This window comes from Solirubrobacter soli DSM 22325, from assembly GCF_000423665.1.
Taxonomy (GTDB): domain Bacteria; phylum Actinomycetota; class Thermoleophilia; order Solirubrobacterales; family Solirubrobacteraceae; genus Solirubrobacter; species Solirubrobacter soli.
In genome coordinates, this window is record NZ_KE384069.1 from 39620 (window position 1) to 59647 (window position 20028).

At 70.2% G+C, this 20028-nt stretch carries 19 protein-coding genes; 10 read left to right on the forward strand and 9 right to left on the reverse strand.

The annotated features are described in order from the left end of the window. Positions 1 to 69: 69 nt before the first annotated feature. The gene (gene pta / locus G569_RS0129750; RefSeq protein ID WP_028066119.1) at positions 70 to 2112 is read left to right on the forward strand and encodes a phosphate acetyltransferase; all 2043 of its coding nucleotides are present in this window, start codon (positions 70 to 72) and stop codon (positions 2110 to 2112) included. Next, positions 2109 to 3185: an acetate/propionate family kinase gene (locus tag G569_RS0129755; RefSeq protein ID WP_028066120.1), complete on the forward strand. Its 1077-nt coding sequence runs from the start codon at positions 2109 to 2111 to the stop codon at positions 3183 to 3185. The genes pta and G569_RS0129755 overlap by 4 nt, the downstream gene beginning before the upstream one ends. On the opposite strand, the gene G569_RS0129760 is transcribed toward G569_RS0129755, so the two are convergent. Beyond that, complete coding sequence (locus G569_RS0129760) at positions 3172 to 3378, reverse strand: RNA-binding S4 domain-containing protein (RefSeq protein WP_028066121.1); 207 nt, start codon at positions 3376 to 3378, stop codon at positions 3172 to 3174. The two genes, G569_RS0129755 and G569_RS0129760, sit on opposite strands and share 14 nt — an antisense overlap. Positions 3379 to 3400: 22 nt before the next feature. Here G569_RS0129760 and G569_RS52650 point away from each other — a divergent pair, with 22 nt between their 5' ends. From G569_RS52650 to G569_RS0129775, 3 genes are all read left to right on the forward strand, one after another. After that, entirely contained in the window at positions 3401 to 4321 is a 921-nt protein-coding gene (locus tag G569_RS52650) for a LysR substrate-binding domain-containing protein (RefSeq protein ID WP_053227160.1), read from the forward strand. A gap of 266 nt (positions 4322 to 4587) precedes the next feature. Continuing rightward, the gene (locus G569_RS52655) at positions 4588 to 6486 is read left to right on the forward strand and encodes a M1 family metallopeptidase (RefSeq protein ID WP_053227161.1); all 1899 of its coding nucleotides are present in this window, start codon (positions 4588 to 4590) and stop codon (positions 6484 to 6486) included. Between the two features lie 16 nt (positions 6487 to 6502). Next, on the forward strand, positions 6503 to 7513 hold the full coding sequence (locus G569_RS0129775) for a 5-methyltetrahydropteroyltriglutamate--homocysteine methyltransferase (protein WP_028066122.1): 1011 nt from the start codon (positions 6503 to 6505) through the stop codon (positions 7511 to 7513). Here G569_RS0129775 and G569_RS0129780 read toward each other — a convergent pair. After that, the gene (locus G569_RS0129780) at positions 7496 to 8635 is read right to left on the reverse strand and encodes a cobalamin-independent methionine synthase II family protein (protein ID WP_028066123.1); all 1140 of its coding nucleotides are present in this window, start codon (positions 8633 to 8635) and stop codon (positions 7496 to 7498) included. The genes G569_RS0129775 and G569_RS0129780 overlap by 18 nt on opposite strands. After that, positions 8632 to 9270: a GntR family transcriptional regulator gene (locus G569_RS0129785; RefSeq protein WP_028066124.1), complete on the reverse strand. Its 639-nt coding sequence runs from the start codon at positions 9268 to 9270 to the stop codon at positions 8632 to 8634. The genes G569_RS0129780 and G569_RS0129785 overlap by 4 nt, the downstream gene beginning before the upstream one ends. 70 nt (positions 9271 to 9340) lie before the next feature. On the opposite strand from G569_RS0129785, the gene G569_RS52660 reads away from it, so the two are divergent. The 3 genes from G569_RS52660 to G569_RS0129800 all read left to right on the forward strand — a co-directional run bounded on the left by G569_RS52660 (position 9341) and on the right by G569_RS0129800 (position 13044). Then, positions 9341 to 10321 (forward strand): VOC family protein, encoded by a 981-nt coding sequence (locus G569_RS52660; RefSeq protein WP_053227162.1) that lies wholly within the window; start codon positions 9341 to 9343, stop codon positions 10319 to 10321. After that, the gene (locus tag G569_RS0129795; protein WP_028066125.1) at positions 10305 to 10931 is read left to right on the forward strand and encodes a polysaccharide deacetylase family protein; all 627 of its coding nucleotides are present in this window, start codon (positions 10305 to 10307) and stop codon (positions 10929 to 10931) included. Before G569_RS52660 ends, G569_RS0129795 begins: the two co-directional genes overlap by 17 nt. A 136-nt stretch (positions 10932 to 11067) precedes the next feature. Beyond that, positions 11068 to 13044 carry a hypothetical protein gene (locus G569_RS0129800; protein ID WP_028066126.1) on the forward strand — a complete coding sequence of 659 codons (1977 nt, stop codon included), beginning with the start codon at positions 11068 to 11070 and terminating at the stop codon, positions 13042 to 13044. Positions 13045 to 13080: 36 nt separating this feature from the next. Here the strand turns inward: G569_RS0129800 and G569_RS0129805 are convergent, their stop codons facing one another. Then, a complete protein-coding gene (locus G569_RS0129805; protein ID WP_028066127.1) occupies positions 13081 to 13395 on the reverse strand; it encodes a hypothetical protein in 315 nt (104 codons plus the stop codon). Between the two features lies 1 nt (position 13396). Continuing rightward, on the reverse strand, positions 13397 to 13930 hold the full coding sequence (locus G569_RS0129810; RefSeq protein ID WP_028066128.1) for a putative immunity protein: 534 nt from the start codon (positions 13928 to 13930) through the stop codon (positions 13397 to 13399). A 73-nt stretch (positions 13931 to 14003) separates the two neighbouring features. Here G569_RS0129810 and G569_RS0129815 point away from each other — a divergent pair, with 73 nt between their 5' ends. Next, entirely contained in the window at positions 14004 to 15188 is a 1185-nt protein-coding gene (locus tag G569_RS0129815; RefSeq protein WP_028066129.1) for a phospholipase D-like domain-containing protein, read from the forward strand. A gap of 6 nt (positions 15189 to 15194) precedes the next feature. Here the strand turns inward: G569_RS0129815 and G569_RS0129820 are convergent, their stop codons facing one another. Next, positions 15195 to 15764: a hypothetical protein gene (locus G569_RS0129820; protein WP_157592414.1), complete on the reverse strand. Its 570-nt coding sequence runs from the start codon at positions 15762 to 15764 to the stop codon at positions 15195 to 15197. 82 nt (positions 15765 to 15846) lie between these two features. Beyond that, positions 15847 to 16986 (reverse strand): S1 family peptidase, encoded by a 1140-nt coding sequence (locus tag G569_RS0129825; protein WP_037500249.1) that lies wholly within the window; start codon positions 16984 to 16986, stop codon positions 15847 to 15849. A 108-nt stretch (positions 16987 to 17094) separates the two neighbouring features. On the opposite strand from G569_RS0129825, the gene G569_RS0129830 reads away from it, so the two are divergent. Next, the gene (locus G569_RS0129830) at positions 17095 to 18624 is read left to right on the forward strand and encodes an ABC transporter substrate-binding protein (protein ID WP_028066132.1); all 1530 of its coding nucleotides are present in this window, start codon (positions 17095 to 17097) and stop codon (positions 18622 to 18624) included. A 432-nt stretch (positions 18625 to 19056) separates the two neighbouring features. Here G569_RS0129830 and G569_RS0129835 read toward each other — a convergent pair whose 3' ends face one another. Both G569_RS0129835 and G569_RS0129840 read right to left on the reverse strand, forming a co-directional pair. Beyond that, a complete protein-coding gene (locus tag G569_RS0129835) occupies positions 19057 to 19425 on the reverse strand; it encodes a sulfocyanin-like copper-binding protein (RefSeq protein WP_028066133.1) in 369 nt (122 codons plus the stop codon). A 111-nt stretch (positions 19426 to 19536) separates the two neighbouring features. Beyond that, entirely contained in the window at positions 19537 to 19995 is a 459-nt protein-coding gene (locus tag G569_RS0129840) for a hypothetical protein (RefSeq protein WP_028066134.1), read from the reverse strand. Positions 19996 to 20028 lie beyond the last annotated feature (33 nt).

A 20028-nucleotide genomic window follows, 5' to 3' on the forward strand; every position in this document is an offset into this window, starting at 1 on the left:
GGTGCGACGGCCGGGCACCCCCGACAATCGGGACGTCGCCCTGAAGTTAGATCTGAAACGCTGCCCGCCATGACTCCCGGCGTCTACGTGGCGGGGTGCGAGCCCGCGACGGGCAAGTCCGCGGTCGCGCTCGGTGTGCAGCAACTCCTCACACGCCGCGTGGAGCGGCTCGGGGTGTTCCGGCCGGTGGTCGCCGATCCCGAGCACGATCCGCTGATCGAGTTGTTGCGGCCGCTCGGGGCGGCCGGGGTGCCGTACGAGGCGTCATGCGGCGTCGGGTATGACGAGGTGCGGGCGGACGAGGCGGGGGCGCTGGAGGAGATCGTCGCCCGCTATCGGGCGCTCGCCGCGCAGTGCGACGGGGTGCTCGTCGTCGGCACCGACTTCGCGGGGACGGCGTCAGAGCTCGCGTTCAACGCGCGGGTGGCGCTGAACCTCGGGCTTCCCGCGCTGCTCGTCGTGACCGGGCACGAGCGCACGCCGGAGGAGATCGAGACCGCGATCTCGGTCGGCCTGACGACCTGGCGGCGCTGGGGGCCGGATGTGATCGGCGTCGTGGCGAACCGCGTGCGGGGCTTCGAGGTCGACGCGATCGCGGCACCCACCGCCGACCCGCCGGTCTACGCGCTCCCCGAGGTCGACCTGCTGATGGCGCCGACCGTCGGGCAGGTCGCGGCCGCGTGCCACGGCGAGGTGATCGCGGGCGACCCGGAGCTGCTGGGGCGCGAGGCACTGCACCTGACGGTCGCGGCGATGACGCTGCCGAACCTGATGGAGCGGATCACCGACGGAGCGGTGCTGATCACGCCCGGCGACCGCGCGGAGGTGCTGCTGGCGGCGATGTTCGCGCACGCGTCGACGCAGCTCCCCTCGCCCGCGGGTGTCGTGCTGACCGGCGGGCTGAGGCCGCCCGAGCTGATGCTCAACGCGCTCGGGAGCTTCGGCGGCATCGTGCCGGTGATCCTGACCGAGCACGACACCTACGAGACGGTCTCGCTCGCGAGCGCGCGCGAGGGCGCGATCACGCGCGACGCGCCGCGCAAGATCACCAAGGCGCTCGCATTGTTCGAGACCCACGTCGACGGCGACGAGTTGCTCGACCGGATCGACGTCGCGCGCTCGAACGCGGTGACCCCGCTGATGTTCGAGTACACGCTGCTCGACCGCGCACGGGCGGCACACAGGCACATCGTGCTCCCGGAGGGGACCGACGAGCGGGTGCTGCGGGCGGCGGACATCCTGCTGCGCCGGCGCGTCGTCGAGCTCACGCTGCTCGGCCCTGAACCCGAGGTCCGCGGCGCGGCGTCGCGGCTGGGGCTCGACCTCTACGGGGCGCACATCGTCGACCCGGCCGAGCCCGAGCTGCTGGAGCGCTTCGCGGTCGAGTACGCGCAGCGGCGCGCCCACAAGGGCGTCACGGTGGACCAGGCACGCGACGTGGTCAGCGACGTCTCCTACTTCGGGACGATGATGGTCGCGCTCGGACTGGTCGACGGGATGGTCTCCGGCGCCACCCACACGACCGCCGAGACGATCCGGCCGAGCTTCGAGCTGGTCAAGACGGCGCCCGGCGTCTCGATCGTGTCGAGCGTGTTCCTGATGTGCCTCGCCGACCGTGTGCTCGTCTACGGCGACTGCGCGGTCAACCCGAACCCGGACGCGGCGCAGCTCGCCGACATCGCGATCTCGTCGGCGCAGACCGCGTTGCAGTTCGGCATCGAGCCGCGCGTGGCGATGCTCTCCTACTCGACGGGATCGTCGGGCGCGGGCGCGGAGGTCGAGCGGGTGCGCGAGGCGACCGAGCTGGTGCGCGAGCGGGAGCCGGAACTGTCGGTCGAGGGGCCGATCCAGTACGACGCGGCGGTCGACGCGGGCGTCGCCCGCACCAAGCTGCCGCAATCCGCTGTCGCCGGTCGCGCGACAGTGTTCATCTTCCCCGACCTCAACACGGGCAACAACACGTACAAGGCCGTGCAGCGGTCGGCCAACGCGATCGCGATCGGGCCGGTGCTGCAGGGGCTGAACAAGCCGGTCAACGACCTCTCGCGCGGCGCCACCGTGCACGACATCGTCAACACCGTCGCGATCACCGCGATCCAAGCCGGCCAGTGAGCGTCTTCGTCGTCAACTGCGGCTCGTCGTCGCTGAAGTGGTCGGTGATCGACGTCGACTCGGGCGAGACGCTCGGGTCCGGCACCGTGCAGAAGGTCACCGACCACGCCGCGGCGCTCAACGGCGTCCTGCAACAGGCACCCGTCGATGCCGTCGAGGCGGTCGCGCACCGCGTCGTCCACGGCGGCGAGCGCTTCAGCGCGCCGGTACTGATCAACGACGCGGTCGTCGCCGCGATCCGCGACCTCTCGGTGCTGGCCCCGCTGCACAACCCGGCGAACGCCGACGGCATCGAGATCGCCCGGCGCGCCTTCCCGGACGTGCCGCACGTCGCGGTCTTCGACACCGCCTTCCACGCGACGCTCCCGCCGCGCGCCTTCACCTACGCCGTCCCGCGCTCGTGGAACGTCCGCCGCTACGGCTTCCACGGCACCTCGCACGCGTACGTCTCCCGCGAGGCGGCCCGCCTCATCGGCAACCCGGACGCGAACGTCATCGTCCTGCACCTCGGCAACGGAGCGTCCGCGAGCGCGGTGTCCGCCGGGCGCAGCATCGACACCTCGATGGGCCTGACTCCCCTCGAGGGCCTGGTCATGGGCACGCGCTCGGGGGACGTCGACCCGGCGCTCGTCCTGCACGTGCGAAGGACCCGCAACCTGTCGACCGACGAGATCGACGCGGTCCTGAACTCCCGCTCCGGCATGCTCGCCCTCGCCGGCGACAACGACATGCGCGAGGTCCAGCGGCGGGTGAACGCCGGCGACCAGGCCGCCGAGCTGGCCCTGGACGTCTACTGCTACCGCATCCGCAAGTACGTCGGCGCCTATCTCGCGGCCCTCGGCGGCGCGGACGCGATCGCGTTCACCGCCGGCGTGGGCGAGAACGACGCCGTGGTCCGGGCGCGCGCCCTGCAAGGCCTCGAGCGCCTCGGCATCGCCATCGACCCCGCCCGCAACCAGAAGGGCGAGACGGTGATCTCGCCCGACGACTCCCCGGTGACGGTGCTGTTGATCCCGACCAACGAGGAGCTCGAGATGGCGACCCAGACGGCCGCGGTCGTCAGACGAGCCTGACGGACTCCTCGCCCAGCACGACCACATCGCCCGCGTGCAGCTGCCGGCCGCGGCGGATCTCGACCTCGCCGTTGACCGTCACCTGCTCGTCGGCGAGGACCAGCTTGGCCTCACCGCCCGTGTCGACCAGGCCCGCCGCCTTGAGCAGCTGGCCGAGCCGGATCATGCCGTCGCGCGCGTGGAACTCATCCATGTCGCCACCATGATGACTCCCAATGGAGCTCAGACACCTGCGCTACTTCATCGCCGTCGCCGAGGAGCTGCACTTCCGCCGCGCGGCGGAGCGGCTGCACATGTCGCAGCCGCCGCTGAGCCAGCAGATCCGCCAGCTCGAGGAGGAGGTGGGCGCGCAGCTGCTGATCCGCAACCAGCGCAAGGTCGAGCTCACCGCGGCCGGCGCGGCGTTCCTCGTGCGGGCGCGCGAGATCCTCGACGCGGTCGAGGACGCGTCCCGCCAGGCCAGACGCGTGCAACGCGGCGAGGTCGGTCGCCTCGCGGTCGGCTTCGTGGGCAGCGCGATGTACAGCTTCGTCCCGGAGCTGCTGCGCGCGTTCCGCGAGACCGCGCCGGACATCGCGCTGCGCCTGCATGAGCTCGGGACGACCGAGCAGCTGCGCCAGCTCGACGACGGGCGCCTCGACGTCGGCTTCCTGCGCACCCCCGGCCGCTGGCCCGGGCTGAGCTTCGAGACCGTGCTCGAGGAGCAGGTCGTCGTGGCGATGCCGGACGTGCACCCGCTCGCGCAACGCTCGATCGTCCCGCTCACCGACCTCACGGGCGAGTCGCTGGTCCTGCTCACGCCCGCCGGCTCACCCGGCCTCAGGGCGGCGCTGGCGACCTCGATCGCCCAACTCGGCGGTGAGGAACGGATCGTGCAGGAAGCCTCGGAGATGCAGACCGTGATCGGGCTCGTCGCGGCGGGCGTGGGCATCTCGCTGGTGCCGGAGTCGGTGCGGGCGCTCGTGCGCCACGGGGTGACCTACCGGCCGCTGGAAGGCGACGCGCCCGCGGTCAAGCTGGCGATGGCCTGGCGGGCGACCGACGACTCGCCGGTGCTCACGTCCTTCCTGGAGAAGGCACGCGCGGCGGCCCCCGCCGAAGGAGAGAGAGGTCGGCGGGGGCCAGCACGCAATTGACGTCGCCTCGGCACCGGGGAGGAGAGATATGTACCGGCACCGCTGCGAGGTGGGGAGCCACCAAGTCGTCGAGAGAGAATGTACGCCGAGCTAAGTGATTGGTCCAATATCGAGTTTCGGGAGCAGTGATACTCGAGACGTATCAGGGTCGTTGAGGAGTCTCATCAACGACCAATCTTGCTCTCGTTCACCGCTCACGGTAGGTTCGGCGCTCAAAAGGCGCGACGGTACGGATCGCCGCGCGCCAATGAGGAAGAGGGGTTTGGATGCGAGGTCGGTCCTGGGCCGCCATCGGTGGCATTCTCGCCAGCCTGGCGCTCACCGCGTCGGCGAGTGCGCAGACATACACGCCAGGCGGACGCTCGCTCGGCGACAGGCTGCCTGAGCTGGCGTACCTCGGCAACACGGGCTACGACGCCCTGAACTACGACCTGACGCTCAACTACGACCCGGTGGCGAACACCTTCAACGCCGGGACGAAGGCCGACATCACGCTGCGGGCGACGCAGAACCTGTCGGAGTTCGCGCTCGACTTCCGTGGGCTGAACGTCACCGGGGTCACGATCGACGGCGTCGCCGCGACGTTCACGCGCGAGAACGGCGACCCGGCCGGCGCCGACCGGTACCGCAACAAGCTGATCGTCACCCCCGCCGCGGGCATCAACACCAACCGCGTCTTCCACGTCGTGGTCGAGTACGCCGGCACGCCCACCGCGATGGAGGACCCGGACGAGTCCTTCGAGGGCTGGATCCGCACCTCCGACGGGTCGTTCGTGGTCAACGAGCCGATGGGCGCGATGACCTGGTTCCCGAACAACAACCACCCCGCCGACAAGGCGACGTACGACTTCCACATCACCGTCCCGGCGACGCACACGGCGCTCGGCAACGGCGAGCTCGTGGGGCCGAACCCGCCGGCGCTCAACGCGGATGGCACGCGCACCTGGAACTGGCACGACGGCTACCCCACGGCGACGTACCTGACGACGGCCACGGTCGGCGTCTTCGACTTCACGATCGGCACGGGCGCCACCGCCAAGGGGGCGAGCGGCAACGCGCTCGGGCTCTACAACGCCTGGGAGAGCACGTTCACCACCGCGCAGAAGACGGCGCTGAACACCGCCGCGGGGCGTGAGGATCAGATCGTCGCGTTCGAGGCCGAGTACAACGGCGTCGCCCACCCGTTCGACTCGATCGGCGCGGTCGCCGACCGCCTGCCGTCCAGCCTCGGGTACGTGCTCGAGGTCCAGACCAAGATCCACTTCCCGTCGGCCTCGATCAGCCTCGGCACGCTGTCGCATGAGATCGCGCACCAGTGGTACGGCAACAGCGTCTCGCTCAAGCAGTGGACGGACATCTGGCTCAACGAGGGCTTCGCGACCTGGTTCTCGTGGAACTGGGGCAGCAAGTTCAACAACGCCGCGACGCCCGAGGCGCAGTTCCTGACGAACTACAACCGCACCTCGAACAACTGGACGATCCCGCCGGCCAACCTGCCCAACGCGGCTGAGCTGTTCACGAACTTCCCGGTCTACAACCGTCCGGCGACGATGATCGAGGGCCTGCGTCAGATCCTCGGCGAGCCGGCGTTCCAGGCGCTGCTGAAGTCCTGGCAGACCACCTATCGCCACGGCAACGCCGACACGGCCGCGTTCATCGCGATGACCAAGCAGATCGCGGCCGAGAAGGCCGGCTTCGTGCAGGCCAACCTGAGCAAGCTCGACACGTACTTCCAGCAGTGGCTGTTCGGCACGGTCAAGCCGACGCTGACGCCGACGACGTTCTTCCAGAGCACGACGGTCCCGAACGTCCCGGTCGCCGGCACGGTCCCGGCGACGCTGGCGCTGACGATCGGCTCCAACGCGAGCTTCGGCCAGTTCGCCCCGGGCGTCGAGAAGACCTACACGGCGGACGCGACGGCGACGATCACCTCGACCGCCGGCGACGCGGCGCTGAGCGTGAGCGACCCCGGCCACCTGATGAATGGCACGTTCGCGCTGCCGGAGCCGCTGCAGGTGTCCTTCAGCAAGTCCAGCTGGACCGGCCCGACGAGCAACGAGAACGTCACGGTGACGTTCAAGCAGCTCATCAAGCCGACGGACGCGCTGCGCACCGGCAACTACTCCAAGACGCTCACGTTCACGCTTAGCACCACACAGCCGTAGTTCTAAGGTCCCCACGATGCTGACGAGCCTCGTGGGGTCCTATCCCCAGCCGCAATGGCTACTTGATCGCGAGAAGCTGCGGGGGCGTCAGCCCCCGCGGATTCGCGCCGCGGACTTCTGGCGCGTCGAGGAACAGCACCTCGAGGAGGCCCAGGACGCCGCCACGCTGATGGCGATCCGCGACCAGGAGCGCGCCGGCCTGGACGTCATCACCGACGGCGAGCAGCGCCGCGAGAGCTACTCCAACCGGGTCGTGATGGCGCTCGACGGCGTCGACGTCGACAACCCGGGGGAGACCCTGGACCGCAACGGCAACCCCTTCCCGGTGCCGCGGATCGTCGGCAACATCGAGCGCCCGCGCCCGATCCTCGCCCGCGACGCGGAGTTCCTGCGCGCGAACACGGACCGCCTGACCAAGGTCACGATCCCGGGCCCGTTCACGATGGCCCAGCAGGCGCAGAACGACCACTACGCGTCCGAGCGCGACGTGGCCTACGCGTTCGCCGACGTGGTCCGCGCCGAGATCGAGGACCTGCACGCGGCCGGCATCGACATCGTCCAGCTCGACGAGCCGTGGATGGAGTCGCGCGCCGACGCCGCCCGCGACTATGGCATCGACACGCTGCACCGCGCGCTCGACGGCCTCAAGGGCACGACCGCGCTGCACATCTGCTTCGGCTACCCGCTGTTCGTCCCGGGCCACAAGCGCGCGTACCGGTTCCTGGAGGAGCTCGCCGACGCGCCGGTCGACCAGATCTCGATCGAGTCCGCGCAGGCCGAGCTCGACCTCGAGGTGCTGGCGGCGCTGAACGGCAAGACGATCATCCTCGGCGTCATCGCGCTCGACACCGAGGACGTGGAGAGCGGCGAGACGGTGGCGAACCGGCTCCGGCGCGCGCTGCCCTACACGACGAACCTCGTCGCGGCCCCCGACTGCGGCATGAAGTACCTGACGCGCGAGTCCGCGTTCGGGAAGCTCCAGTCGTTGGTCGAGGGCGCGAAGGCGGTCTCAGAAGAGCTTGCGTGAGGCGATCGCCGCGCCCTCTGTGAGCGCGGCGAGCTTCGCCCACACCACGTCGGGATCGACCGCGGCCTGGCCCACCCAGGTGCCGTAGCCGCAGTCTGACCCGGCCATCACGTTCTCCGCTCCGACGAGGTCGGCGTAGCGGCGGATCCGCTGCGCGATCAGCTCCGGGTGCTCGATGAAGTTGGCCTTGGACTCGAGCACGCCCGGGATCAGCACCTTCCCGTCGGGCAGCTTGACGTCCTCGAAGATCTCCCACTCGTGCGCGTGACGCGGGTTGGCGGCCTCGAAGGCGATCGCGCTCGGGCGGGCGGTGAAGACGAGGTCGACGATGTCCCTGAACGGGACGTCACAGTGGTGCGGGCCCTCGTAGTTGCCCCAGCAGACGTGCATCTTGAGCATGTCCGGGTCGATGTTGCGGGTGGCGTGGTTGAGCGCCTCGATGTTCAGCGCCGCCTCGCGCCGGAACTCCTCGAGTGAGGCGCCGGCGAACTGGATGTGGCGGCCCATCGCCAGGTCCGGGCAGTCGATCTGGACGATGATCCCGGCGTTGGTCACGGCCTCGTACTCGACCCGCATCGCCTCCGCGATGGCGTGGACGTACTCCTCGCGCGTCGCGTAGTGGTCGTTGCGGAAGAAGAGCGCGATGACACCCGGCGACGCGGCGTTCAGGAACGCCTCCTGGCCCTCCGGCAGCGCGGCCTTCAGGTGCTCGACGTCGATGTTCGCCGCCTCCGGGTCGCGGACCGTGATCGGCCCGTCGCAGGCCGGGAGCCGGCGCCGCGAGCGGCCGGGGTCGCCGAACACCTTGCGGTGCAGGACCGGGAAGTCGTCGAGGTCGGAGTAGGTCTCCACGGGGTGGCTCTCGCCGCCGAAGCCGTCGAGCCGGTCGATCACGTAGGTGACGTAGGACGGCTTGCTCATCTCGCCGTCGGAGACGACGTCGACCCCGGCGGCCAGCTGCTTGCCCACGGTCTCCGCGACCGCCGAGCGGGTGCGGACTTCGAGGGCGGCGTGGTCGATCGGCACACCCTCCTGCTTGGCGAACATGGTGCGGATCAGGTCGTCGGGGCGGGGGAGGCTGCCGACGTGGGTGGTGAGGATGCGTTCGGTGGAGCGCTTCATAGCTTGGACGCGACGTGCTCGACGGTGTTCTCGAGGTGGGTGCGGGTGGCCGCGGCGGCGCGCTGCGGGTCGCGCGCCACGCACGCTTGCAGGATCTCGCGGTGCTCGGCGTCGAGCCGGGCGACGGGGAAGTCCGACTGCGCCCGGTAGATGTGCAGGTAGGCGCTGGAGGCGTCGCGCAGCGCGGCGATCATCGTCACCAGCTGCGGGCGGCCCGAGTGCTCGTAGAGCGTCGTGTGGAAGGTCTGGTTGAGCTGGATGTAGCGCGGGGCGGGCGGCGCGGTGCGCATCTCGTCCAGCATCGCTTCCAGCGGCGTCGCCCACTCGGTCTCGAAGCGCTCGGCGGCCTTGGCCGCGGCCAGGGACTCCAGCGCCGCGCGGATCTCGTAGTGGTGGCGCAGGTCCTCGACGCTGGGCAGGAAGACCACCGCGCCGCGCTGCGCGCTGTGCTGGACGAGCCCCTCGCGCTGCAGGATCGCCAGCGCCTCGCGGACCGGCGTGGTCGACACGCCGTAGGCCTGCGCGATCTCCACCTGGCGCAGTTTTGTGCCCGCGGGCCGCTCACCGGCGAGAATCTCGGCCTTGAGGCGTTCGGCGACCTGGCCGGCGATCGTGCGGGGCGCCATGAGCGTCATCCGGCGGTCAGTATTGACGCGTAATATCGATTGTGCAAATTTTGCGGGCAGACTCGAGGAGGAGACGCGTATGAAGCAACCGCTCAAGGGACCGCACCACTTCACCGGCGTCACCCGCGACGTGGTGACCAACGTGGACTTCTGGTGTCGCGTCATGGGCATGCGGTTCGTCAAGAACACGCTCAACTTCGAGACGACGTTCCGCTACCACACCTACTTCGGCGACGAGGAGGGCAACCCGAGCTCGGTCGTCACCTTCCTCGAGTTCAAGGAGGCGCCGCAGGGCGTCCCCGGCGACGGGGACATCCACCGGATGGTCTTGCGCGTCGGCTCCTACGCCTCGCTCGAGTATTGGATGGACCGGCTGATCGCCAACCAGCACCACTCCGAGCTGCTGCGCCTCGATCCGACCTCGCCCCAGTCGCTGGTCTTCTGGGACCCGGAGGGCCATGAGGTCGAGCTGATGGTCTCGGACTCCACCGACAAGCCGCTGGTCGCCGACGCCGACGACATCCCCGCCGAGCACCGCATCCTCGGTCTCGAGGGCGCGCGCTCCTACACGACGATCGAGGAGCAGGCCCCGTTCGGCGCCCACCTCGGGTTCCGCGTGGACGGCAACCGGCTCGTGCTCGACGGCGAGCGCTCCGGTCGCTGGTACTTCTCCGAGCCCACCGGCCGCCCGTCCAACGACGGCCGCGTCGGCGTGTGGCATCACATCGCCTATGACGCCGGCGACGGCGAGGAGACCCAGCGCGCCCGCGACGAGGCCAATGAGGGACTGCGCCCGTGGACGAAGATCTTCGATCACTACTTCTTCGACAGCTGCTACACGATGTCACCCGGAGGGCGGATGGAGATCTGCACGACGGGGCCTGGATTTCAACTCGACGAGAAGCTCGAAGACCTCGGAGACCGTCTCTGCCTCTCGCCTCGAGTGGAGCCGCTTCGCGCCAAGCTCGAGTCCGAGTTGACGCCGCTCGTCAATCCGCGGCCGCGTTCCAAGAAGAAGGCGCCGCCGGCGCCCGTCGCGGAGCCTGCGAGCGTCGCCTGACGTCACCCTCACCTTCGACAACGGTCCGGACCCGGAGGCGACGCCCCGGGTCCTGGACATCTTGCGCGCGCGCGAGCTGAAGACGACGTTCTTCGTCGTCGGCGAGCAACTGCGCGCGCATCGTGAGCTGGCCGAACGCGCCGCCGCCGAGGGGCACTGGATCGGCAACCACACGCTCACGCATCCGCGGCCGCTGGGGTCCGCGGACGACGCGCGCTGCGAGATCCTCGCCACGCAGGAGGCGATCGGCGCGCTGTCACATCCCGACCGGCTGTTCCGGCCGTCCGGGGCGGGCGGCGAGCTCGAGCGCGGGCTGCTCAGCTCGGACGCCGTCGACACGCTCGTCGACGGCGACTACACGTGCGTGCTCTGGAACGCCGTCCCCGGCGACTGGAAGGACACGCTGTGGGTCGAGCGGGCGCTGCGCGAGTGCGCCACGCGCGAGTGGACCCTGCTCGTGCTCCACGACGTCGCCGGCGGCGCCGCGGAGCGGCTGGAGGAGTTCCTCGACCGCGCGCCGGTGCGGTTCCGGCAGGACTTCCCGCCCGCGTGCGTGCCGATTCGGCGCGGCGTGATCGAACGCCCGCTCAACGGCCTGCTCGCCCGGTAGACCGAGTCCGCACGATCGTCCCTGGATCAGCGACGCCGACTTCGAAGCCTGTTCTGAATCCGGATCGTTCGGGCGTTCTCATCTGGATCGAAGCCGCCGAGGCGTAGCGTGGTGCAGTCGAACGGAGGAGGAGTGCATGCGGCGTTTCCTACTACCGGTCTCCCTCTTGGCGGTCGCTGCCGCGGCTGCACCGGTCGCCGGTCTCGGCACCGGCCGGAGCACGTCCGATGCGCAGGCGTCGGGTCTGAACGCGTTGACGCCGATGCAGCAGCGGCTCGTGTCCGGGTTCGCCCGGGCGGCGCTCGACCAGCGCGCCGGCCTGGCGCCAAACGCCCGCTCGCTGCAGCCCGGGCAAGCGCAGCAACGCAGCCTGTTGACGGGGTGCCCGGTCAATCGCGGGTCCAACGTGCGGGTCAACCAGAACTGCCTGAACCTCACGGATCCCGATCTGCAGGGTCGCGGGCAGGCGCAGAACGAGACCGGGATCGCCCAGGACCCGGGTGACGCGCGACGGATGGTGTCGTCGTTCAACGACTATCGCCGTGGGGACGGCAACTGCTACACGTCCTACAGCGCCGACGGAGGGCGCAGCTGGCAGGACTCGACGCCCCCGATGGGGTTCACGCGCGGGGCGAGCTTCGGCGGTGCCGCGCGTCAGTACTGGCAGGCCGGCGGGGACACCTCGGTCGCCTGGGACACGAAGGGCAACGCCTACCTGTCCTGTCAGATGTTCATGCGGGGCACGGCCGTCTCCAACAACCCGGACCAGTCGAGCGCGTTCTACGTCTTCCGCTCGACCGGCAGCGGCGGCGCGTCGTGGAACTTCCCGGCCCGCCCGGTGGCCGAGCTCAATGACGTCGCGGGTGCCGGTGACGCGCTCCTGGACAAGCAGTACATGACCGTCGACGACCAGCGCGGGAGCCCGTTCCAGGACCGCGTGTACGTGACGTGGACGCTGTTCGCCGCCGACGGCACCTCGTACATCTACGAGGCCTATTCCCGCGACTACGGCGAGAGCTTCAGCACGCCGAAGCTGGTCAGCACGACCAGCGCGCTGTGCTCGAACACGCAGGGAGCGGCGACCCCGCAGGGCACGTGCAACACCAACCAGTTCTCGCAGCCGTTCACCGGGCCCGACGGCGCGCTGTACGTGGTCTGGGACAACTACAACCTGACCGGCGTGCGCCCGGGGGAGGGTGACGACGAGGGTGGCGGCGCCGATCGGCAGGCCGCGCCGGCGGTCGGCATCGACAACCGTGCCCAGGTCCTGCTCGCCAGATCGACCGACGGCGGCAACAGCTTCTCGGCCCCCGTCAAGGTCTCCGACTACTACGACCTGCCCGACTGCGTCACCTACCAGGGCCAGGACCCCGGCGTCGCGTGCGTGCCGGAGAAGGGCGAGACGGCGAACTCGTTCTTCCGCGCGACCAACTACCCGTCGGCGGCCGTCAACCCACGCGATCCGAGCGAGATCGACGTGACCTTCGGCTCCTACATCAACCGGCACTCCAACGAGCGCCAGCGGACGCCGTGCGTGCCGCAGGGCTACAACCCGGACACGTTCCAGCCGCTCTACACCGGCGTCAAGACGGCGGGCGCGTGCAGCAACGACATCCTGATCAGTCGCTCCACGAACGCCGGGAGGTCGTTCACCGGCTCCTCGGCTGACGTGCGGACCCTGCCGTCCGTGCGCGATGGCGACGAGCGCGCCGACCAGTACTGGCAGTGGGCGGCGTTCGACAACCGTGGTCGACTCGCGGTCTCGTACTACGACCGCGCCTACGGCAACGATGAGCAGACCGGGTTCTCGGACCTCAGCGTCTCCGGCACCCGCGACGGCTCCAACTTCGGCACGACGCGGGTCACGACCGCCTCGATGGCGCCGCCGTCCGAGTTCGGAGGCCTGTTCTTCGGCGACTACAGCGGCCTTAGCGCCGACGACTCCGCGCATCCGGCGTGGATGGACACCCGCGACCCGGACCTCTTCGTCTGCCGCGACTCGGCCGGCAACGTCACACAGCCGCCCAGCGTCTGCACGGCGTCGGCCCCCAACGCGGCCCAGGCCAACGACGAGAACATCTACACCGACTCGGTGAACATCCCCGTGAGGTGATGACCGTTGGGCCCCGCTCCGGCGGGGCCCAACACCTCAGTGGGCGGGCCGGCTGCAGATGATGTCCTGGTCGCACGTCCGGTACTCGTGTCCGGGCAGGAGCGGCCAGCGCCGTGCGAAGCGATACGTGATGCCCGGACCGCCGCGTTGCAACGTGACGATGTACGCGTCACCGAGGACCCACCCGCCGTCGTAGCCGGAGAAGGCGTCCTCGCGGCCCGCGAGGTAGCCGGCGTCGTACGTGCCGGGCGTGGGACGCGCGGTGTGATCGGCGTTCGCCGTCGCACGCCCGAGGAGGAAGGCGCCGCCGGTGGCGGCGATCAGGACGGCGAGCAGGAGCGCGAGACGCACGCTACGCCGTCAGACCGGATTGCAGGTCGCGGACGATCGTGCCGAGGACCCCCGATGCCAGCAGCCCCGGCCCAAGCGGGCCGGACCGGTCCTCGCCGACGGGCGGGAGCTGCCGCAACGCGGCCCTGACCTCCGCGGACATGTGACCCAACTGCCAGCGGATCTCCTCACCGACGGCGTCCGGCTGTTCGGGCGCGGCGAGACCGGTCGCCTTGGCGGCGTATGCGGCGGCTCCGAGGGCGTGCGCGCCCATATGCACCACTGCCGCGGCCTGCCCGGCCGCACGCGCGGCGGCCACCGCCGCGGGAGCGAGCGGTTCGCCCGCCGTGACACGATTGGCGAACCGGCGGCGGATCTCGTCCGCGACGTCGACCTCGCCGCGAGCGAAGGCCCGCGTGCGGGCGATCGCCTCCCGGGCGCGGGTATCCGCCGGGGCCTCGACCTCGAACAGGCCGACCACCCGCTCCGCGCAGTCCGCGGCCCAGAGCGCGACGATCCGCCGGTCGGCTTCACTGAGCGTCTGCGGAGAAGTCACACGCACAGTCTTGCGCGCCTCATCTCCCGGCGTTAGCGTCGGTGCAACGACACCGAGCACAGGAGCGAGCGTCGTGGCCTTCACCAGCCCGCGGGCCCTCGGCCCGATCAAGCCCTACCTGCTCACGCAGTGCGGCGTCCAGGTCGTCGCCAAGCCGCTCGTCGAGCAGCCGCACCAGGACCGGATCGCCGGGCAGGCCCAGCACGTCGCAGACGCGTTCGCGCACTTCGTGTCCGCTGCCCGGACGAGCCTCGACATCTGCATCTATGACTTCCGGCTGGAGATCGACCGCGTCCGCCAGACGATCGTGGACGCGATCAACGGCGCCGCCGCGCGCGGGGTGACGGTGCGGATCGCGTACGACAAGTCGTTGGAGGCCTCCGACGGCCCGATCCTCAAGCAGTTCCGGACGGCCGGCGGCGACCCGGCGCCGGTCGGCACCGATCACTTCCTGCGCGACAGCGCCGGCCTGCACCAGCAGGTCGAGGCGAAGGCGATCAGCGAGGAGGCGATCGACCCCGGCAACCAGATCATGCACCAGAAGTACATGGTCCGCGACAGCGCCGCCGACGGGGCGGCGATCTGGACCGGGTCGACGAACTTCACCGTCGACGCGTGGGCGCTGCAGGAGAACAACATCCTCGTGATCAGCCACTGCCCCGAGCTCGCGGCCGCCTACACGCGCGACTTCGACGAGCTCTGGACGAGCGGGCGGATCGCCGGCAGCGGCGCCGGCGACATCGGCACCGCCGTCGTCGCCGACCGGGCCGTCCGGTACGCGTTCGCCCCCGGCGAGGGCCATGCGATCGAGGCCCTGATCGCCGAGATCGTCGCCGGTACGACCGAGCAGCTGCGGATCGCCTCGATGGTGACCTCCTCGCAGACCATCCTCGCCGCGATCAAGGCCCAGATCGACGCCGGCCTCGACGTCGGCGGCACCTACGACCGCGGCGAGACCGAGAACGTGCGCGCCAACTGGCGACGCACCGGCCAGACGGCCAAGGTCGCGCTGCTGGACGCGACGACCAGGCCGCTGGTCGCCAAGCCGTCGCTGCCCTACTCCCCGCAGAACGCGCACAACTTCATGCACGACAAGCTGATCGTCGCCGACCACACCGTCATCACCGGCAGCTTCAACTTCTCGCTCAACGCCACCCGCAACGCCGAGAACGTCCTCGTGTTCGACGACGCCGACCTCGCGACGCTCTTCACCGGCTACATCGAAGAGGTGGCGGACCGCTATCGCGGGTCCGCGTGACCTCGATCAGCCGGCGGACGGTTCCTCGCCCGGGTCGGGCGGTGCCACCAGACACGGCGTGACGGAGCCCGTCGCGCTGTAGCTGCCCGTGAAGTTCGATCCGCCGCCGCCGCGGGCTCCGCCGGTGACGAATGCCTTGAAGGCCTCCGGGGTCCCGGCGTGGTCGGAGTTGCGGTACACGCTCGCCTTCGGGTCATCGGTGGGCTTGACGCCGAGCAGGTCGAAGTCCGTGCCGAACGCGGTGTAGACCGCCGCCGCCCATTGCCAGCTCACGTTCACGCCCGGGGTGTCCGTGAGGAACCTTCCGCTCCAGGTGACGGGGTTCAGGCCGCCGGGCAGCCCCGCGGCGACGCCGAGCCCCGCGCCGGAGAGGAAGGTGTTGCCGCCGAGACCCTTCGGGACCGTCGTGTTCCACGCGCCGCCGGCAGGGTCCAAGCTCGTGGTCGCGACGGTCGCGGTCGGCGAGAACGTGATCGTCGCGTCCGGCACGGGGACCGTCGTCCCCGCGAGCTGGACCTTCTGGTCGACGACCCGGATCGTGACCGCGCCGGCCGTCATGGCGATTCGTCGTGGCATCCCCGTCTGTTTCGGCCTGGACGCGACCGATCGTGAAGGTCGCCGCGCGCCGTCGACGCATGACGTCAGACGCCGATGACACTCAGCTCTTCTTCATCTCCGTGGAGGTCAGCCCGGCGTTGAGGCTGCCGCCCGCGTTGCGCGCGGTCGCGATGCAGAACAGGATGCGGTGCGAGGTGGGGCGGCCCTTGGCGTAGATCGCCTTGGTGATCTTCAACTTCGCCCCGTGCTCGTGGCGGAGCTCCAGGAAGCCGCCGGTGTTGGTTCCGACGGACCACTCGTAGGACAGCTTGGCCGGGGCGCCGCCGAGCTTGGGCGCCGTGCACGTGACAGTGCTCCCGATCCGCGCCCGGCCGACGATGCGCGTGTGACGGAAGCCCCCGGTGGTGTACGGCTCGATGACCGGGTTTGCCTGGTTGATGAACGCGGCGTAGGACGAGACCCGCATCGCGACGTCCGGCAGCCGCTGCTGGCCGCAGCCGACCTCCATCACCTCCGCCCCCCAGCTGGTGACCCCGACCTGCACCGGACCGGTCGGGGTCTGCACGATCACCGGCCCGCCGCTGTCGCCCGGGCACGCCATGACGAACGGCGGCGCCATGCTGACGCCGTCGGCGGTGCAGAGCATCGTGGCCTCGATCGCCTTCGGGTACGCCTTCGCGCAGTCGCTCTCGCCGAGCACGCTCAGCGCGCCCTGCTGCAGCGGGGCCTTCGGCCCCGGGCCCGTCGGGCCGTCCGGAGCGGTGTCGCCGTAGCCGAGGATCGTCGCGGCGGTGCCGGGCGCCTCGAGCGCGGCGTCGCCGGCACCGGCGACGCGCACCGGCGCGATCGTCCGGATCGGCTTCTTCAACAGGATCATGCCGACGTCGTTGACGGCGATCGCGTCCTGCGGGCGCTTGTGCGCGAAGGGGAACGACTCCTTGAACTTGGGGTGCACGGTGTACCCGCGGACGGCCACGGCGAGCTTGCCCCTGCCACTCGTCTGCGCGTTGCCGTCGACGCCGACCAGGACCTGCGCGTCCGCGATGTCGGCGCCGTCGATGCAGTGCGCCGCGGTCAGGATGCGCGTGGGGGAGATCAGCGTGCCGGTGCACCGCCCACCGAGCCAGGAGACATACGGAGCCTGTGCGATCGGCATCGTCGCCCCGCCTGACACCGCCTGAGCGGGGGCCGCCGCGACCACGGTCACCAACGCCGCCAGGACGAGTCTCGAGCGCATCATCCCGCCAGCGTAGGCGCGACCCACACAGGGTGTCAGCCCTGAACTTCGCGCTCATCCACCCTGAGCTTTCGGGGGTCCGTGAGGGCGAGCAGTAGACTCGCGCCACCGATGAGGAAGTTCGGAACACTCGCGAGTCTCGCACTCGTCGCGCTCCTCAGCGTCCCGGCGGGTGCGCAGGCCGCCGCGCACACGATCATCGTCGGGACGACCGATCGCGTGGTGTCGCTCGATCCCGCAGGTTCCTACGACCTCGGCTCGCAGCAGCTGATCGGCAACCTCTACCAGAACCTGCTGGCGATCCCGGCCGGCGGCAACCAGCCCGAGCCGGACGCGGCCAAGCGCTGCGCGTTCAAGAACGCGAAGACCTACGTGTGCACGCTGCGCGGCGGGCTGAAGTTCGCCAACGGCGACCGGCTGACCGCGGCCGACGTGAAGTTCTCGTTCGACCGGGTGCGCAGGATCGCCGATCCCTTGGGACCTTCGTCGCTGCTCTCCAACCTCGCGCGGGTCGACGCGACCGGGGCGAAGACGGTGACGATGCACCTGCGCCGCGCGGACGGCACGTGGCCGTTCATCCTCACGCACACCGCGACGGCGATCGTGCCGAGGCGGGTGTTCCCGGCGCGCCGCCTCCTCGCCGACCGCAAGGCGGTCGGCTCCGGGCCGTACGAGCTCGACAAGTACACGGCGGACCAGCAGGCCGCGCTCTCGCGCAACACGCGCTACACGGGGCGCAAGCCGAAGACCGCGAACATCCTCGTGAACTACTACTCGAGTGGCAGCGGGCTCAAGCAGGCCGTCGAGCAGGGTGACATCGACGTCGCCTGGCGTGGCTTCTCGGCGGCCGAGATCGCCCAGCTGCGCACCGAGGCGGCCGCGGGCGTCCGGGTGCTCGAGGGCCCCGGCGCCGAGATCCACTACCTCGTCTTCGATGTCAGGCGGGTGCCGGTCGCCGTGCGTCAGGCGATCGCGCAGGCGATCGATCGCGCCGCGCTCGCGAGCACGGTCTACGCCGACACGGTGACGCCGCTCTATTCGCTGCTGCCCGCGGCGCTCTATGGAGCCAAACCGGCGTTCCAGACGACGTACGGAGCGCCGAACGTCGCGAACGCGCAGGCGACCCTCGCGGCCGCCGGGATCACGACGCCGGTCGCGCTCGAGGCCTGGTACACGCCCGCCCAGTACGGGCCGGAGGAAGCGGCCGGCACAGCCGAGATCCGCCGTCAGCTCGAGTCGAGCGGGCTCTTCACGGTGAAGGTCGGTTCGCAGGAGTGGGAGGCGTACAAGGAAGCCGCCTTCGACCAGCACGAGTACCCCGCGTACGGCCTCGGGTGGTTCCCCGACTACGCCGACGGCGACAACTTCCTCTCGCCGTTCCTGCGCGACGGAGGCTTCATGGGCAACGGCTACGAGAACGCCGCGGTGAACGGGTTGCTCGACCGCCAGCACGCGTCGACCAAGCCCGCCGAGCGCGCCGCGCTCTTCGGCCGGCTCCAGGACGCGCTCGCCCGCGACGTCCCGCTGCTCCCGCTCTGGGAGCGCAAGCAGATCGCCGCGGTCCGGACGGGCGTCGAGGGCGTTCAGGAGACGTTCGACCCGGCGCTGCAGCTGCGGTTCTCGCTCCTGTCGAAGCCGTAGACCGCCGGCCGATCGTCGCGAAGGGCCTCGACGCCGAGGCTCGTTGCCACATCCCGCGCCCGCGGTGACCAGCAGGTCCCCACGAGGAGCGCGGTGTCGACCGGCCCGGCGATCACGTCAGTGCCTGCTCACCGTCGCGACGCGGACGCGGTGAAACCGCTCCGGTCCGACGGGCAGCGGGCCGTTCCACGCAGGCGCGCGTGCGTGGCGGAGCCATCAGTCTTCCAAGACAGGGTGGGAGCCGTGAAGCCGGAATTCGGCGATCGTGCCGGGTGTCGACCATGATCTGCCGCATCAGGAACAGGTCGGCCATCCGTGCGCGCTTACGCAGGTCGACACCACTGTCCCCTGGGCGCGACCGAGCACCTTCGCTCCGCCGGCGCCGGCCGGGCGGGCGGTCACCCGCCCGATCGGCGCCGGGTAGTGCCGAACTCACTTCACGGTGAAGTCAGCGTGCATCCCGCCCTTGTAGTGGCCCGGGATGTTGCAGATGAGCACGTAGTGGCCCTTCTTCAGGTTGAACGTCTGCTTCTTGCTCTTGCCGCCCCCGATGTCCTCGATCTCGCCGACCGAGCCCTTCTGGGACGCGCGGTTCTTGGAGACCTTGAGCTTGGAGGCGCTCGTGGAGGTCTTGATGATCACGAGCTCGTGCTGCATGTCGCCCGTGTTCTTTGCGGTGAACGTGACCTTGCCCGCGGAGACGCTCTTGGGCGAGGCGGAGATCTTGAACTCATTCAGCGTGACCGTCGTCGCCTTTGAGGCGGCGTCGGAGGTGGTGGCGACCGTGACGGCCGCGATCATCGCCGCAAGTACTGCGAGAAGGCCGAGTAGACCGACTCGGCGGTGCGAAATTGACATGGGGAGATCTACGCAGCGCCCGCGAACCGGTTCAGCTCGCGATGAGAAATGCTCTCATCTCTCCCACCAGTGGGGTCCGAGCGGAGCGGGACGCGGGTTGCGCGCCGGGAGCGTCAGCAACTGGTCGAGCACGCGCTGGGCGCGGGCGAAGTCCTCGTGGTCCAGCCCGAGCGCCGCGGCGAGCGCGCCGTCCTCCCACCCGGCGGCGGGCTCGCGCAGGAAGTGACGTTGGATCAACGCCATCAGCACCACTGAGTCGACGGGTGCGCCCCCGTCCTCGAGGTCAGCAGGATGGCCGGGGGACTCCGGCGCCCGGTAGCCGCCGCGGGTGTTCAACGCCGCGAACAGCCACACGCGGGCGGCGATCGGCGGCGCGCCCGCGGGGGTAGCGGGCGACAGCTGCCAGCCGTGCAGCGAGTAGCTGAAGGTCACGGCGTCCTTGTGCGTGAGGGTCGCGTGGTCGACGCCGAGGCTCTCGAGATGGCCGCGAGCGCTCCAGGTGTTCGTAGGCATTTCACGGGAAGACGTCGCGAGCGCGCGACGTCT